General features: G+C 72.1%; 16 protein-coding genes and 1 pseudogene. 6 read left to right on the top strand and 11 right to left on the bottom strand.

Annotated features, from left to right (window positions below; all coding sequences use genetic code 11):
- The first annotated feature begins 49 nt into the window (after positions 1-49).
- Together GUY59_RS10320 and GUY59_RS48470 are read left to right on the top strand one after the other, a co-directional pair.
- Positions 50-700 (top strand): LppX_LprAFG lipoprotein, encoded by a 651-nt coding sequence (locus GUY59_RS10320; protein WP_138199937.1) that lies wholly within the window; start codon positions 50-52, stop codon positions 698-700.
- Complete coding sequence (locus GUY59_RS48470) at positions 697-2,439, top strand: MFS transporter (protein WP_236667007.1); 1,743 nt, start codon at positions 697-699, stop codon at positions 2,437-2,439. Before GUY59_RS10320 ends, GUY59_RS48470 begins: the two co-directional genes overlap by 4 nt.
- Before the next feature lie 33 nt (positions 2,440-2,472).
- Here the strand turns inward: GUY59_RS48470 and aspS are convergent, their stop codons facing one another.
- From aspS to GUY59_RS10285, 5 genes are all read right to left on the bottom strand, one after another.
- On the bottom strand, positions 2,473-3,735 hold the full coding sequence (gene aspS, locus GUY59_RS10305; RefSeq protein WP_138199936.1) for an aspartate--tRNA(Asn) ligase: 1,263 nt from the start codon (positions 3,733-3,735) through the stop codon (positions 2,473-2,475).
- Positions 3,736-4,044: 309 nt separating this feature from the next.
- Positions 4,045-5,436 carry a ribosome biogenesis GTPase Der gene (gene der / locus GUY59_RS10300; protein ID WP_138199935.1) on the bottom strand — a complete coding sequence of 464 codons (1,392 nt, stop codon included), beginning with the start codon at positions 5,434-5,436 and terminating at the stop codon, positions 4,045-4,047.
- A gap of 35 nt (positions 5,437-5,471) precedes the next feature.
- Positions 5,472-6,170 carry a (d)CMP kinase gene (gene cmk / locus GUY59_RS10295; RefSeq protein ID WP_138199934.1) on the bottom strand — a complete coding sequence of 233 codons (699 nt, stop codon included), beginning with the start codon at positions 6,168-6,170 and terminating at the stop codon, positions 5,472-5,474.
- A 55-nt stretch (positions 6,171-6,225) separates the two neighbouring features.
- On the bottom strand, positions 6,226-6,429 hold the full coding sequence (locus tag GUY59_RS10290) for a hypothetical protein (RefSeq protein ID WP_138199933.1): 204 nt from the start codon (positions 6,427-6,429) through the stop codon (positions 6,226-6,228).
- A gap of 29 nt (positions 6,430-6,458) precedes the next feature.
- Positions 6,459-7,106 (bottom strand): dihydrofolate reductase family protein, encoded by a 648-nt coding sequence (locus tag GUY59_RS10285; protein ID WP_138199932.1) that lies wholly within the window; start codon positions 7,104-7,106, stop codon positions 6,459-6,461.
- Between the two features lie 133 nt (positions 7,107-7,239).
- Here GUY59_RS10285 and GUY59_RS10280 point away from each other — a divergent pair, with 133 nt between their 5' ends.
- The 3 genes from GUY59_RS10280 to GUY59_RS10270 all read left to right on the top strand — a co-directional run bounded on the left by GUY59_RS10280 (position 7,240) and on the right by GUY59_RS10270 (position 9,164).
- Complete coding sequence (locus GUY59_RS10280; RefSeq protein WP_138199931.1) at positions 7,240-7,950, top strand: TetR/AcrR family transcriptional regulator; 711 nt, start codon at positions 7,240-7,242, stop codon at positions 7,948-7,950.
- A gap of 150 nt (positions 7,951-8,100) precedes the next feature.
- Positions 8,101-8,922 carry a glycosyltransferase gene (locus GUY59_RS10275; protein ID WP_138199930.1) on the top strand — a complete coding sequence of 274 codons (822 nt, stop codon included), beginning with the start codon at positions 8,101-8,103 and terminating at the stop codon, positions 8,920-8,922.
- 47 nt (positions 8,923-8,969) lie between these two features.
- Positions 8,970-9,164 carry a DUF2795 domain-containing protein gene (locus GUY59_RS10270; RefSeq protein WP_132332439.1) on the top strand — a complete coding sequence of 65 codons (195 nt, stop codon included), beginning with the start codon at positions 8,970-8,972 and terminating at the stop codon, positions 9,162-9,164.
- A gap of 47 nt (positions 9,165-9,211) precedes the next feature.
- On the opposite strand, the gene GUY59_RS47375 is transcribed toward GUY59_RS10270, so the two are convergent.
- The 5 genes and pseudogenes from GUY59_RS47375 to GUY59_RS48465 form a co-directional block, all read right to left on the bottom strand.
- Positions 9,212-9,853, bottom strand: coding sequence for an NAD(P)/FAD-dependent oxidoreductase (locus GUY59_RS47375; protein WP_442938970.1), 642 nt, complete (start codon positions 9,851-9,853; stop codon positions 9,212-9,214).
- A 40-nt stretch (positions 9,854-9,893) separates the two neighbouring features.
- Positions 9,894-10,232, bottom strand: a pseudogene (locus GUY59_RS49920) (FAD-dependent oxidoreductase); the annotation flags it as partial.
- Between the two features lie 10 nt (positions 10,233-10,242).
- A complete protein-coding gene (locus GUY59_RS10260; protein WP_138199929.1) occupies positions 10,243-11,433 on the bottom strand; it encodes a prephenate dehydrogenase in 1,191 nt (396 codons plus the stop codon).
- A 63-nt stretch (positions 11,434-11,496) separates the two neighbouring features.
- Positions 11,497-11,856, bottom strand: a complete 360-nt coding sequence (aroH, locus tag GUY59_RS10255) for a chorismate mutase (protein WP_138199928.1) — start codon at positions 11,854-11,856, stop codon at positions 11,497-11,499.
- 69 nt (positions 11,857-11,925) lie between these two features.
- Complete coding sequence (locus GUY59_RS48465; RefSeq protein WP_252374860.1) at positions 11,926-12,732, bottom strand: pseudouridine synthase; 807 nt, start codon at positions 12,730-12,732, stop codon at positions 11,926-11,928.
- A 6-nt stretch (positions 12,733-12,738) separates the two neighbouring features.
- Here GUY59_RS48465 and GUY59_RS48460 point away from each other — a divergent pair, with 6 nt between their 5' ends.
- The gene (locus GUY59_RS48460; protein ID WP_236667006.1) at positions 12,739-13,683 is read left to right on the top strand and encodes a hypothetical protein; all 945 of its coding nucleotides are present in this window, start codon (positions 12,739-12,741) and stop codon (positions 13,681-13,683) included.
- A gap of 86 nt (positions 13,684-13,769) precedes the next feature.
- Here the strand turns inward: GUY59_RS48460 and scpB are convergent, their stop codons facing one another.
- Entirely contained in the window at positions 13,770-14,498 is a 729-nt protein-coding gene (gene scpB / locus GUY59_RS10245) for an SMC-Scp complex subunit ScpB (RefSeq protein WP_138199953.1), read from the bottom strand.
- Positions 14,499-14,676: the final 178 nt, after the last annotated feature.

Raw genomic sequence — 14,676 nt, 5'->3', positions numbered from 1 at the left:
ATATCGGCGAGGGTGCGCGGACCTCCGTACCGCTCGCTACGATCCGCTCATGCTCAGAAAGCTACTGATCGTGGCCGTGCTGGCGCTGACGGCGGCGTGCTCGTCCGGCGGCGACGCCGGCGAGCTGCCCGCAGGGCCCGAGCTGATGAACAAGGCCGCCGAGGCCATGAAGGCCGTCAAGTCGGCCACCTTCTCGATCGCGACCGAGGGCGAGCCGAAGGTGCCGGTCAAGAAGGCCGACGGCAGGCTCACCGCCGCCGGGGACGCCGACGGCACGATCACGCTCGACGTCCTGGGCACCCTGCAGGAGGTCAGCTTCGCCCTGGTAGGGGAGACCGTGCACTTCAAGGGCCCGACCGGCGGCTTCCAGAAGATGACCCGGCAACAGCTCGCGCAGTTCTACGATCCCTCGGTGATCCTCGAGCCGACCAAGGGCATCGCCCAGTTGCTCGCCTCGGCCACGGACCCGAAGGTCGAAGGCACGGAAGACGGCGCCTACCGCGTCGCCACGACGTTCCCCGGGCAGGTCGTCGGCCAGATCGTCCCCGGCGTCACGCAGGGCGTCACCGGCAAGGTCTGGCTCGACCAGGCCTCCGCCCGGCTCACCAGGGCCAGCCTGCCGTTGCAGGGCGGCACGGTGACGGTGTCGTTCAGCGACTACGACGCACCGGTCACGATCACTCCCCCTCCCGCGAAATGAGGCGCGCCCGCCGGGTCGTGCTCGGCGCGGGCGGCGCGGTGGTGCTGCTGGCCGCGCTCGACGCGTACGTCGTGGTGACGGTCCTGATCGACATCGCGGAGGACGTCGGCATCCCGCTCAACCACCTGGAGCGGGCGACTCCGATCGTGACGGGCTTCCTGCTGGGCTACGTAGCCGCGATGCCGCTGCTCGGCCAGCTCTCCGACCGCTACGGGCGGCGGCCGCTCATCCACGCGTGCCTGGCGGCGTTCGCCCTCGGCTCGGTGCTGACGGCGCTGGCGTCCGGAGAGGTCATGGTGGTGGCCGGGCGCGCGGTCCAGGGCGTGGCCGGCGGCGCGCTGCTGCCGATCACGATGGCGCTCATCGGCGACCTGTGGGACGAGCGGGAGCGGCCGGTGGCGTTGGGGGCGGTGGGGGCGGCCCAGGAGTTGGGCAGCGCGCTCGGGCCCCTGTACGGCGGGGTGCTGGCGCTGATCCCCAGCACCGTGGTGGCGGGCGTGGAGCTGGGAGGCTGGCACGCCGTCTTCTGGATCAACCTGCCTCTCGCCGCCCTTGCCGCCGTCGCCGTGCACCTCACCGTCCCCGGCCGTCCAATACGCTCGCCGCAGGCGGGATCCGCTGGTACGAGCCACGTCACCACGGGCGCGGCCGGAGCCCGGACCCTTCCCGCGGCGGGCGACGTCCCCACGGACACCGCCCGGAAGGCCGCCGGCCCAGCGGGCGGCACGCCCACGGACACCACCGAGAGGCCACCGGGCCCCGGGTCGGGCGGCGATCCCGCGGACGCCGCCGGAGGGCCGCGGGTTCCCGCAGGGGGCGAGGTGTCCCAGGACGGGCAGGCGCTTCCCGCGCGGCGGGTGGACGTGGCCGGTGGGGGCCTGCTCGCGCTGGCGCTCGGGCTGCTGGTGGTCGGCCTGTACAACCCCGACCCCGCCAAGGCCGTGCTGCCGCCGTGGGGTCTGCCCGTGATCGCCGCCGGCGTGCTGGTGGCCGTGGTCTTCGTCTGGTGGGAGATCCGCTCCCCCGTCCGCCTGCTCGACCTGTCCGGCGCCCGCAAGGGCCCGCTGCTCGCCACCTTGGCGGTGAGTTTCCTGGCCGGGGCCGCGCTGCTCGTGACCATGGTTTCCGTGCAGTTCACCGCCCAGACGCTGCTCGGCGCCGACGCGCTGGGGGCGTCGCTGGTGCTGGCCAGGTTCCTGGCCGCGCTGACCGTGGGGGCGCTGCTCGGCGGGCTCCTGGCGCGCAGGGTGGGCGATCGGGCCGTGGCGGTGGCGGGCATGCTCCTGGCGGCGGCCGGCTACTGGCTGATGAGCCGCTGGCCGCTCGACCTGGAGAGCGCGGGCCTGCTGATGGACCTCCACCTGGTCGTCGCCGGGCTGGGCCTGGGGCTGGTGATCGCGCCGGTCTCGTCGGCGGTGCTGCGGGTGAGCCCGGCGACCGAGCACGGCGTCGCCTCGGCGGCGGTCGTGGTGGCCAGGATGATGGGCATGCTCATCGGCATCGCGGCCGTGTCGGCGTGGGGGTTCTACCGGTTCCAGTCGCTGACCGCCCACCTGGACACGCCGCTGCCGTTCGGGGTGGATGCCGCGACCTACCAGCGGCAGCTGAGCGCGTACACCGCGAAGGTGCAGGAGGCGCTGCACGTCGAATACACCGAGATGTTCCTCGTCACGGCGTTCATCTGCGTGATCGGCGCGGGTGTCGCGCTGCTCATGCCGTCCGCCGCCCGGGCCCGCTGAGGGGCCCCGGGCGGCGGCGGCGGTGGCGGCGGGCTACGGGGAGAGGCGGTGCAGGTCCCGGGGGAACGCTGTGGCCTGGCGGATGTTGGCGGCGCCCGTCAACCGCGCCGTCCACCGTTCCAGCCCCAGCGCGAACCCGCCGTGCGGCGGCATCCCGTGCTTGAAGGCCTGCAGATACCCCTCGTACGCCTGCGTGCCCTCGCCCCGGGCGGCCAGCGCGGCGACGTAGTCCGCGTACGCGTGCAGCCGCTGCCCGCCCGTGACCAGCTCCAGCCCACGGAACAGCAGGTCGAACCCGTTCGAGTAGCCCGGCCTCGCGGGGTCGGGATGGGTGTAGAAGGGCCGCTTGGCCATCGGGTAGCCGGTGACGAAGAGGAACTCCGAGCCGTGTTCCCGCAGCGCCCACTCCGACAGCCGGCGTTCCTGCACGGGTGACAGGTCGGGCTCGTCGCACGACGTCAGCCGTTGCGCCTCGGTGAAGTGCACGGCCGGGATCTCGGCGGGCACCTCGGGCAGCGTGGCCCCGACCAGGGCGGCGGCGGAGGCGGCGCGGCGGCGTACCGACTCGGTCATGCCCGCCACCACCTCGCGCAACACCGCCATCACGTCGCGGTGGTCGCGGACGAAGCCGAGCTCGGCGTCGAGGCTGGTGTACTGGGCCAGATGGCGTGCGGTGTCGTGCGGCTCGGCGCGGAAGACCGGCCCGACCTCGTAGACCCGCTCGAGCACCCCGACCATCGCCTGCTTGTAGAACTGCGGCGACTGCGCCAGATAGGCGGGCCTGCCGAAGTAGTCGAGGCCGAAGACGTTCGCGCCGGACTCGGTGGCCGAGCCGACGATCTTCGGGGTATGGATCTCGGTGAAGCCGAGACCGTCGAGCGTCTCGCGGAACCCGGCCACCCCGGCGGCCGCGATCTCCAGCGGCGCCCTGAGCCGCGGGTGCCGCAGCGCGACGGGCGCGTGGTCGAGGATCGTCGGGAGCGTCGCGCCGGGCTCCGGGCGGAAGAGGTCGAACGGCGGCGCGGCACACGGCTCGGCCAGCACCTCAATCTCCGGCGCGACCAGTTCGTAGCCTCCGGGGGCCTGCGGGCTGGCCGTCACGGTGCCGGTGACCTGGACGACGCTCTCCTCTCCCGGCAGGTCATGCGCGGTCACGGCCTGGGCGAGGCCGGTGCGGTCCCTGACGACGAGGAAGGACACGGATTTCAGTTGCCGGCGGCGATGGACCCATCCGGCGATCGTCACTCGTTGACCGGCGTGCTCAGCGAGCTCCGCCGACATGACACGAGAGATCATCACAGCTCCTCACGAGGAAATGCATGATCCCTTGGGAGTGCGGGGGAGAAGGGAGCTCCCGGTGCCACCGCACTTTCGCCGCCCCTGATCGAGGCGGCCTCCAGGACCCGATGACGGGGGTCAGGCCGGCGGGGCATTTCCTCCCCGCACTCGGGAGTGTCTTCACCGAGGGCGCCCGGGACCGCCTTCACAGCTGCCGGCGGCTCTCTCGACCCGTGCGAAACCTCGGCTACTCGTCTCCGTCAACGTTTGCGGTCGATCCTACGAGCCCGCGGAAGGGACGGCAAAACCTTTGCCGCCCCCGAGGGGTCATCGCTCCTTCTTCGAGCGCTTCTCCCGGATCTTCATCGTGACCTCGATCGGCGAACCGGCGAAGCCGAACTCCTCACGGATGCGGCGCTCGACGAACCGGCGGTAGGTGTCCTCCAGCCAGCCCGAGGTGAACAACACGAACTTGGGCGGCTCGACGGACGCCTGCGTGGCGAAAAGGATCTTGGGCTGCTTGCCGCCGCGCACCGGCGGCGGCGTCTGCTGCACCAGCTCGGTCAGGAACGCGTTGAGCCGGGCCGTCGGCACCCGCGTGGACCAGGAGTCGAGCGCCTTCTCCAGCGCCGGGACCAGCCGGTCGACGTGCCGCCCCGTCTTGGCGGAGATGTTGACGCGAAGCGCCCACGGAGTGCGTACGAGCTGGCGGTCGATCTCCTTCTCCAGGTAGTAGCGGCGGTCCTCGTCGACCAGGTCCCACTTGTTGAAGGCGACCACCATCGCCCGCCCCGACTCGATGACCAGGCCGATGATGCGCAGATCCTGCTCGGTGAGCGGCTGGCTGGCGTCGATCAGGACGATCGCCACCTCGGTGCGCTCCAGCGCCGCGCGCGTGCGCATGGCGGCGTAGAAATCGGCGCCCTGCAGCTCGCGGTCGCGCCGCCGGATGCCGGCCGTGTCGACGAAGCGCCAGGTCCGCCCGCCGAGCTCGATCAGCTCGTCGACCGGGTCGCGGGTGGTGCCGGCCATCGGGTCGACCAGGACCCGCTCCTCCCCGGCGAGCTTGTTGAGCAGCGAGGACTTGCCGACGTTGGGCTTGCCCAGCAGCGCCACGCGGGCGGGCCCGCGCTCGGCCCCGAACGTGACCTCGGGCGTCTCCGGCAGCGCGTCGAGCACCACGTCGAGCAGGTCGCCGCTGGAGCGGCCGTGCAGGGCGGAGACGGGGTGGGGCTCGTCGAGCCCGAGCGACCACAGCGCGGCGGCCTCCAGCTCCAGCTGCTGGTTGTCGACCTTGTTGGCGGCCAGGATGACCGGCTTGCCCGACTGCCGCAGCACCGAGCCCACAGTCTCGTCGGCGTCGGTCGCGCCGACGGTGGCGTCGACCACGAACACGATCACGTCGGCCAGCTCGGCCGCGATCTGGGCCTGCTCGGCGATGCGCAGGTTCATCCCGGTCGCGTCAGGGTCCCACCCTCCGGTGTCGACCACGGTGAAGCGGCGGCCGCGCCAGTTGGCTTCGTAGGTGACGCGGTCGCGGGTGACGCCCGGCACATCCTCGACGACCGCCTCGCGGCGGCCGATGATGCGGTTGACCAGCGTGGACTTGCCGACGTTCGGCCGCCCCACGATGGCGACGACCGGCAGCGGCACAGTGTCGCCGTGCTCGGTGATCTCAAGATCGTCGAGGTCGGCCTCGACCCAATCCCCCGTTGACACGATGTTTCGTCCTTAGTGAGTACCGCACCTGCTCGTCAGGTGCGCTCGCGAATGCGGTCGCCGCCGGGCCCGCTGGGGCCCGTGTGCTCGGCGACCAGTCTCAGCACCTCCGCGATGACCTCGTCGAGGCTCATCGCGGTGGTGTCGAGCTCGACGGCGCCATCCGCCATCAAGAGTGGGTCGGTCTTCCGTGTCGTGTCGAGGGTGTCACGCCTGGCCATGGCCTCCTGCTGCGCCCGGACCGTCGAGCCGCCCAGCTCCGCGCTGCGCCGCTGGGCGCGCGCCTCGGCACTGGCCGTCAGGTAGATTTTGACGTCGGCGCCGGGGCAGACGACGGTGCCGATGTCGCGGCCCTCGACCACGATGCCGCCGGAGCCGACGATCTTCCGCTGCAGCGCGACCAGGCGGGCGCGCACCTCGGGAACGGCGGCGACGACGGAGACGGCGCCGGTGATCTCGGCCTGCCTGATCGGCCCCGCCACGTCGATGCCGTCGACGTGGATCGCCGGGCCGTCGGGATCGGTGCCGGAGACGATCAGCGGCTCGCCGCAGCGGGCCCCGATCGCGCCGGGGTCGTCAAGGTCGACGCCCTGCCGGAGCATCCACCAGGTCATCGCGCGGTACATCGCCCCGGTGTCGAGGTAACGCAGGCCCAGCGCGCGGGCCACTCCGCGCGAGACGCTCGACTTGCCCGACCCCGAAGGGCCGTCCATGGCGACGACCAGACCGGTCACGGTCTCTCCCTCTTCACGTTGTTCCACCCGACGTGAAGAGGCTACAGCCTCCGGCTCAGTCGGCGATCCAGCTTCCGGGCAAGCCGGGCGGCCCTTGGCGGGCGGGTGGCCGGTGGCGGACGCGGATCCCGACGGTGCGCTCGTCGCCGACGGCCTCGACGGGGTGGAGATCGTCGTCGCCGGTCGTGCAGCACACGGTGAACCACCTGCTCAGTGATCTCGTGTTCGTCGTCGGTGCCGCCGGCCAGTCACGCCCCATGACGTTTCCATGGCCTCCGCTCCCCCAGGTCATCGGGTTCTCGCGGTGAACGTCAGGTGAGTGACGCCACTGGGAGTGGAGACCGCCTCGATGGCGTACGCCTCCTCCAGCGACTCCAGGCCGTCCCAGAGCCGCACGCCACGGCCGAGCAGGATCGGGATCTGGACGACGTGCATCTGGTCGACGAGCCCCTCGGCGAGGAAGTCGCGGATGACCGAGACGCCGCCGCCGAGGCGCACGTCCAAGCCGCCGGCCGCCTCGCGCGCCCGCTCCAGCGTCTGCGCGGGTGAGGCGTCGAGGAAGTGGAACGTGGTGCCGCCCTCCATCTCGATCGACGGCCGCGGCCGGTGGGTGAGCACGAAGACGGGCGTATGGAACGGCGGGCTGGAGCCCCACGCGCCCTTGTAGCCGGGGTCGTCCTGCCAACCGGGCGGGCCGAACTTGCCGGCGCCCATGATCTCAGCGCCGATGCCGCGACCGTGCATCGCGGCGAACGCGTGGTCGGCGCCGACGCTCCCCTCGTCGCCGCCGACCATGTCGTGCCAGTACCGGGTGGCGAACATCCAGTCGTGCAGACGCTCACCGGCGTGACCGAACGGCGCGCCGGGAGCCTGCCCCTCGCCGGTGCCGAAGCCGTCGAGCGAGATCGTGAAATTGTGAACGCGTAACCGTCCCATGATCGTTCCTCCGCTTCCGTGAGCCGTTCCCCGGCCGGCACCGCGGCACCGCCCGTTCTCTGAACAACTGTTTCTATAGGACACTGTGTATACTAGATACGGTTTGGCGGGAATAACAAGAGGGAGGATGGCGATGGCGGCCAACGAGGATTCCAAAGCCGTGGCCGAGCTGTTGTGGGGCCTCAGGAAAGCGCCCAGCAGAGGCCCGAGGCCCGCTTTCGACGTCACCCAGATCGCCGACGCCGCCGTGAAGGTCGCCGACGCCGAAGGGCTGGAGGCGGTGTCCATGCAGCGCGTCGCCGCCGAGCTCGGCTTCACCAAGATGGCCCTTTATCGCTACGTCAACGATAAGGCCGAGCTGATCGCCGTCATGATCGAGGCCGCGGTCGGCCCGGCCCCCGATCTGAGCGGCATCGCCGGGTGGCGGGCCAAGCTGGAGGAGTACGCCCGTGAGTTGTCCGCCGCCTGGCGGCACCATCCCTGGCTGCCGTCGATCACCGCGGGCGACCGGGTGATGGGCCCGCGCGAGACCGCGTGGCCGGAGAGCGCCCTCAGCGCCCTGGCCGACACCCCCCTGACCGAGCGCGAACGCCTGGACGCGATCATGCTGGTGTCCAACCACATCCGCGCCACCCACGCGGCGGCCATCCCCGGCACCCAGACCTGGACGTCCGGTGAGGCCGCCCCGATCATGCGCGACCTTCTTCTCCTCAACGCCGACCGTTTCCCGCTGCTCGCCACCACCCATGCCACCCCTTCGGCCACAACGACCCAGGAGTTCGGGCTGCACGCCATCCTCGACGGTCTCGAACACGCCATCACGCAACGCACCCCGAGAGGGTGAGCCCGCCCTCTCGGGGTGCGGCGAGCGCCCGGGCGGGGGACCGGACCCGACGAATCCAGCGGGTGGAGCGGCAGGAAGCTCGGCTGCAGGACTAACGGCCGTGTCCCCGGTAAGTGACCTCTTGTGACAGACGGAGCACGCGTTACAGTCGTGGTGGCCAGCAAGGACCGGCTCCGGGCGCTGGCCCGGACCCTCCCCAAGCACCCGCGGCCGGTGATCCTCGTGGACAACGGCTCGACCGATGGGACGGCCGGGTTCGTACGCCGCCACTTCCCCGACGTCCTGCTGGCCGAGCCCGGCGTGAACCTGGGGGCGCCCGGCCGCAACCTGGGCGTGCGGATGGCCGGGACGCCGTATGTCGCCTTCGCCGACGACGACTCCTGGTGGGCGCCCGGCGCTCTGGAGCGGGCCGCCGACGTGCTGGACGCCCATCCGCGGCTGGCCGTGCTCGGCGCTCGTGTGCTGGTGGGCCCGGAGGAGCGGCTCGATCCGGTGTCGGAGCAGATGCGGCACTCGCCGCTCGGCACGGAGCCGGACCTGCCGGGGCCGAGCGTGCTGGGCTTTCTGGCGTGCGGGGCGGTGGTGCGCAGCGAAGCGTTCCTGGAGGCGGGCGGCTTCGACGACGTGATCTTCTTCTTCGGGGAGGAGGAGCGCCTGGCGGTCGACCTGGCCGCGAAGGGATGGGGGCTGGCGTACGTGGACGACGTCGTCGCCCACCACCATCCGTCGCCGGCCAATGACCCGCGTGGCAGGCAGGCGCTGGCCGCGCGGAACGCCGTACTCACCGCGGTGCTGCGCCGCCCCTGGCCGGTGGTGGCGCGGCGGGCGTTCGACGCCGTGCGCGCGGGCCCCCCGGGCTGGGAGGGGCTGCGGGCGGCCGTACCTCGCCTTCCTGGGGCGCTGGCGGATCGGCGGGAGCTGCCGCCCGCCGTCGAGCGGGCACGACGGCGGCTGGAGCAGGCCGCCGGCTGAGCACGGGCGTGCGGTTACGTCCGGCGGAACGAGGGCAGCAGGCGGTCATGAGTACCGCACCTAACCCGATCGACCTGCAGAAACACCTGGGTGGCGTCGACTACCCGGCAGGCAAGGCCGATCTGATCAAGGCCGCGCGCGACCACAACGCGAGCAAGGAGATCGTCGAAGCTCTGGAGGCCATGCCCGACCGCGAGTACGACGGCCCGAACGCCGTGAGCGAAGCCGTCACGAAACGCTGAGCTGTGGGGGCGCGGCGGGCGGGGCTGGGGGCCCGCCCCGCCGTGTCTCAGCGGGAACCGGCGCTCAGCGCGAACGCCCGGACGGGCACGAGCCCGCGCTTGAGCAGCCGCACGGTCGGCAGCGGGCTGCTGCTGACCGTCTCCTTGTAGGAGATGGCGAACGGTCCCTTCAGGTACCACCGGCGGGGGCTGTCGTCCGGCCGGGTGAACTGGATGACGGCGTCCTTGCGCCCCAGGCTGACGGGCTGGTGGACATATCCGAACCTGAAGGGCTTCGGAGTCCTGCCTCGCAGGGTCGCGATGAGCGAGTCGGCCGCGTGCAGGCCGGTCGGGACGCCGCCCTGGCAGGTGCCGTGCATCACGCCGAACTTCCGGGTGACCGCGGCGGCGTCGCCGACGGCGTACACGTCGGGGTGTGACACCGAGCGGAGCACCGGGTCCACCACGATCCTGCCGCGGGCGTCCACGCTCAGTCCCGACTCGGCGGCCAGGGGCAGACCCCTGGTGCCGGCCGTCCAGAGCGTCGCGTCGGACGGGATCAGCTCCCCGCCGACCAGTTCGACGGCGTCCGGCAGCACCTTGTGGACCTCCACGCCCGAACGCACCTCGACGCCGATGCGATCCAGCGCCGCGTCCGGGTAGGCGCGGGCACGCTCCCCCATCATGGAGCCGGTCCGGCCCCTGGACAGCAGGACGACGTTCAGGTGCGGGTAGGCCTCCCTCCGCGAACTCCGTCGACGCCTCGACGCCGGTCAGCCCGCCGCCCACGACGACCACCGTGCCGCTCCGGAGCGTGGCGAGGTGCCCGGCGAGCCGTACGGTGCGCTCGTGGTCGTCGAAGGTGTAGGCATGGCCGGCTACTCCGGGCACCGAGGCGTCGGTGACGGCGCCGAGCGCGTAGATCAGCTTGTCGAAACCGAGCACGCGCCCGTCCTCCAGGTGTACGTCGTGGTGCTCGGGGTCGACCCTGGCGACCCGCCCCAGCACAACGTCGATGCCGGTGCCCGCGACGATTTTCCTGACCTCCTCGATTTCACCGTGAAGACGGATCGCGGAGGCTCGGATGTGACATCGGCGGCTAGGGAACCTGCCAGCCGCGTTCGCGCAGGGCGTCGGAGAGCGTGGAGACCGCGTCGGGCTCCACCGACAACTCGGCGATGCCCAGCGGCAGCCCGGGGGCGTGCTCCAGGCGCACGTCCTCGACGTTGACGCCGACCTCGTCGCAGACCTGGAACAACCGGGCCAGCTGGCCGGGACGGTCGCCGATGACGACTTGTACGACGGCGTAGGCGGAGGCCGGCCCGCCGTGCTTGCCGGGGATGCGGTCGTGTCCGACGACACCCCGCTTGAGCAACTGGGTGATCTCGCCGGTCGCGGTGCCGTCGCCCTCGGCCAGGGCTCGCAGCGCGATCGCCGCGTCGGCCAGGTCGTGTGCGACGGCCTCCAACACCTCGGCGACCGGGGAGGCGTTGCCCGACAGGATGCCGAGCCAGAGCCCCGGGTCGCTGCCCGCGATCCGGGTGACGTCGCGCACGCCCTGCCCGGCCAGGCCGAGGGCGACGTCGGTGGCGTCGGCCAGGCGTGCGGCCACGGCGGAGGCCGCGACGTGGGGGGCGTGGGAGACGACGGCGACAGCGCGGTCGTGGTCGGTGGCGCTGACCTCGACCGCGTTGGCCCCGCACAGCTCGATCAGGCGCAGCACGGCCGCCCTCGCCTCGGGGTCGGCCTCGTCCGTGGGGCACAGGGCCCACGGCCGGCCGAGGAACAGGTCGTCCCTGGCCGCCCCCGGGCCGGACTTTTCGCGGCCGGCGAGCGGGTGGGAGGCGACGTAGGAGGACAGGTCGCAACCGAGCTGCGCGGCCCGGTGGATGGGCTCGGCCTTGACGCTGGCGACGTCGGTGTAGAACCTGGCCGCCCGCAGCCGCTGCAGCTCCAGCAGCTCGGTCGCCACGTGGGCGGGGGGCACGGCGATGATCGCCAGGTCGGCCTGCTCGCGAACCAGGCCCTCGGCCGGCCCCGGTTCGTCGCCGGCCGCGCGAGGCCGCGCGCCCTCGGCCGGCACGTCGGCTCCGGATGGCGTGTCGCCGGGTTGCGCGGGGTGCGGGTCGCGGGGGTGCCACTCCTCACCCGCCCCGAGCTCCCGTGCCAGCCGTACGGCTCCCTGGTCGCGGTCGGCGAGCAGCACGCGCACACCGCGCTTGCGCAGCGCCAACGCCGCGGAGGTGCCGATGAGACCGGTGCCGACGACGAGCACGGTGCGAAGTTCCATCTGGTGTCCTGATTTATCGGGCCATTGGGATAGCCAGTATCTCGTTATGTGGTGCCCTGTGGCTCACTGCGCGATGTCCTGCCGCAGCGCCACCGCGCCACGCAGGTAGACGTGCTGGATCTCGGCCCTTGGACGGTCGGTCTCCACGTGGGCCATGAGCCGCACCACGCGGGGCAGCGCACCCGGCACGGCGATCTCGGTGCAGCAGATCAGCGGCACCTCGTGAAATCCCAGCTTCCGCGCCGCGAGCGCGGGGAACTCGGCAGTCAGATCGGGCGTGGCCGTGAACAGCACGCTGATCACGGCGTCCGGGGTCAGCTCGTTACGCTCCATGATCGCGCTGACCAGCTCGGTCGTGCCTTCGATGATCGAGCCACGGTCGTCGGCGTCCACCTGGATCGCCCCACGGATCGCGCGCACCATGCGGTCAGTCCCCTTCCCTAAGCGGGAGAGCCCGTGCGAGGGTCGCACGGGCTCCTGCGTCCGGCCAGATTACAGCTTCACGGCGGCGTAGAGCTCGCCGACCTCCTTCAAGCTGAGCGCCCTCATGGTCCCGGGCTTCGTACGGCCGAGCTTGACCGGGCCGAACTCGATCCTCGCCAGGTCGATCGCCCGGTGGCCGGCCTCCTCCAGCATGCGGCGTACGACGTGCTTGCGGCCCTCGTGCAACACGACCTCGACCAGCGCCTGCTGCCCGTGCTCCTGCACGACGGTGAAGCCGTCGGCCCTGGCGATGCCGTCCTCCAGCTCGATGCCCTGCTTGAGCCTGCGGCCCAGGTCACGCGGGATCGGGCCGGGCACCTTGGCCCAGTATTTCTTCTGCACACCATAGCTGGGATGCGTCAGCCGGTTGGCCAGCTCGCCGTCGTTGGTGAGCAGCAGCAGGCCCTCGGTCTCGGTGTCGAGCCTTCCCACGTGGAACAACCGCGGCGCCGGCTCCTCGACGTAGTCGGCCAGGCACGGTCGGCCCTGCGGGTCGTCCATCGTGGACACGACGCCGATGGGCTTGTTGAGCGCGTAGTAGACCAGGTCGGGAGCGGTGGGGATGCGCTTGCCGTCGACGTGGATGACCTGCGTCGCGGGGTCGACCTTGGCGCCGAACCTCCGTACGACCTGGCCGTTCACCGTGACCCGGCCCTCGCCGATCATCTCCTCGCACGCCCTGCGGCTGGCGACGCCCGCCTGGGCGAGCACCTTCTGCAGCCGTACGCCGTCAGGGACCTCGGTCGTGTCGCGCTCGTCGGAGTAGCCCTCCGGGTAGAAGTCGCGGTCACGCAAGGGCTGGCGGGCCGCCTTCACCCGGTCGTGCTGGGGGCTGCCGTAGCCACTGCCGCCACCGCGCCTGCCCCCTACGGTCGGTACGTCGTCCCGCCGGGAGGACCGGCCGGTGCGCCCGGCGTCGCGCCCGGTCCGGGCATCGCCGTCGCGCCTTCCGTAGCGGGACCTGCTGGACTCGGCGTTCCGCGGAGTGCCCTCACGACGCCCGCTCCGGTCGGCCCGGAACCCGCCACGCTCATCACGCCGCTCAACTCCGTAACCATCCCGGCCCGACCTGCCACCCGGTTCGGACCGGTATCCGCCCCGCTCGTCACGCCGCTCAGACCCGCCGCGCTCGGAACGGTAACCGCCGCCGCGCTCGTCACGCCGCTCGAACCTGTCACCACGCGCGGAGCCGTAACCGCGCTCGGACCTGTCACCACGATCGGAACGGTAACCACCCGGACGCTCATCACGACGCTCCGAGCGATAGCCGCCCGGACGCTCATCACGACGCTCCGAGCGATAGCCGCCCGGACGCTCGTCACGGCGATCGGAACGGTGACCGCCCCGGTCGCCACGAGGACGCTCGCTCCGCCCGTAACGATCCTCACGGCCATCGCGCTCGCCGCGCGCGCCGGGGACGTAACGGTCATCGCGGTCGCCGCGGGAGTTGCGGTCGTCACGACCGTCACGGTTGTTGTAGGTGTGGCGGTCGCGGTCGGCTCCTCGCGGGTTACGGCCGCCGGCGTCGTCGCCGCCGGAGGGCCTGCCGTACCGGGCTCGGGTGCCGCCGCGGTCGGCGCGGAGGGCGTCACGCGACGGCCGGGAGTCGCTCCCGGAGCCTCGGCCCCGGTCACGATCGTCACGGCGGGAGTCGTCGCGCCGGAAGTCGTCACGGCGGGACCCGCCTCTGGAGTCTGTTCGGCCGGCCCCACCGCGGTAGTCGTCACGCCGGGAGTCGCCACGGGCGTCGCCACGAGCGTCGTCTGAGCGGAAGGCGGGACGCCCGCCACGACCGGAGCCGCCCGTGCGTCCACGACCGCGTCCATCACCGGACGGGGTACTGCGCCTGTTGATCACTTTGTTGTCTCCTCGAGGTTTTCCACGTCGTCCGGGAGGAAGGGCGCGAGCTCGGGGAGCTCGCTCAGATTCCGTAGTCCCAGACGTTCAAGGAAGTATGAGCTTGTCCGGTAGAGCACCGCTTGGCTCTCCGGGTCGGTGCCGGCCTCTTCGACCAGGCCCCTGGCGACGAGTGTGCGCATGACACCGTCGCTGTTGACGCCGCGTACGGCGGCGACGCGGGAACGGCTCACCGGTTGCCGGTAGGCCACGACCGCGAGTGTTTCGAGCGCGGCCTGGGTCAGCCGCGTCTGCTGGCCGTCGCGTACGAACCGCTCGACCAGCGGCGCGCAGTCAGCACGCGTGTACAGACGCCAACCGCCCGCCACTTCTCTCAAGTCGAAACCCCGTCCGGCGGCGGTGTATTCCGCCGCCAGCCCACGCAGCGCCAGTGCGACCTCGTGGGTGGGCCGTTCGAGCACCTGAGCCAGCGTCACTTCGGCGACCGGCTCGTCAACGACAAGCAGGATAGCCTCAAGCGCCGCTTCGAGCCTCGGCCCCTCCCCCGGCTCAGCATCCGTCGCGCCCGCCGTGGGCTCGGCGCCACCGCCCTCGGCCTTCCCGCCGGCCTCGGGTACCGCCTGGTCAGCCGCTACGGACTGCCCGGCCGCCCCCGGTCTCTCGCCCGGCGCCGGGTCCTCGCTGCGCGCCGGCTGTGGCTCGGGGTCCGCGTCCTGGGCCGGCACCACGTCCGCGGCCGGCGGCGGCTCTTCCAGGGAGGGCGGATCGTCCTGGGACGGCGTCTCTCCATGGACTGGCCTGTCCTCCTGCACCACCGGCCCGTCCACGTCAGCGGTACCGCCCCGAACCGGCGCCTCCGCACCGGACCGCGGGTCGCCCCGGACGGAAGTCTCCGCATCGGAC

It is taken from the genome of Nonomuraea sp. K271 (assembly GCF_009908215.1).
GTDB classification, from domain to species: domain Bacteria; phylum Actinomycetota; class Actinomycetes; order Streptosporangiales; family Streptosporangiaceae; genus Nonomuraea; species Nonomuraea longispora.
Note: the sequence above shows the minus strand (reverse complement) of the source record. Positions and strands in the feature narration are given on the sequence as shown.

What these genes read in the sequence shown, in the direction of transcription:
- GUY59_RS10320 (WP_138199937.1), top strand. Translation starts at nt 50, where the DNA reads ATGCTCAGAAAGCTACTGATCGTGGCCGTGCTGGCGCTGACGGCGGCG.
- GUY59_RS48470 (WP_236667007.1), top strand. Translation starts at nt 697, where the DNA reads ATGAGGCGCGCCCGCCGGGTCGTGCTCGGCGCGGGCGGCGCGGTGGTG.
- aspS (WP_138199936.1), bottom strand. Translation starts at nt 3,735, where the DNA reads ATGATCTCTCGTGTCATGTCGGCGGAGCTCGCTGAGCACGCCGGTCAA.
- GUY59_RS10290 (WP_138199933.1), bottom strand. Translation starts at nt 6,429, where the DNA reads ATGGGGCGTGACTGGCCGGCGGCACCGACGACGAACACGAGATCACTG.
- GUY59_RS10285 (WP_138199932.1), bottom strand. Translation starts at nt 7,106, where the DNA reads ATGGGACGGTTACGCGTTCACAATTTCACGATCTCGCTCGACGGCTTC.
- GUY59_RS10280 (WP_138199931.1), top strand. Translation starts at nt 7,240, where the DNA reads ATGGCGGCCAACGAGGATTCCAAAGCCGTGGCCGAGCTGTTGTGGGGC.
- GUY59_RS10270 (WP_132332439.1), top strand. Translation starts at nt 8,970, where the DNA reads ATGAGTACCGCACCTAACCCGATCGACCTGCAGAAACACCTGGGTGGC.
- GUY59_RS10260 (WP_138199929.1), bottom strand. Translation starts at nt 11,433, where the DNA reads ATGGAACTTCGCACCGTGCTCGTCGTCGGCACCGGTCTCATCGGCACC.
- aroH (WP_138199928.1), bottom strand. Translation starts at nt 11,856, where the DNA reads ATGGTGCGCGCGATCCGTGGGGCGATCCAGGTGGACGCCGACGACCGT.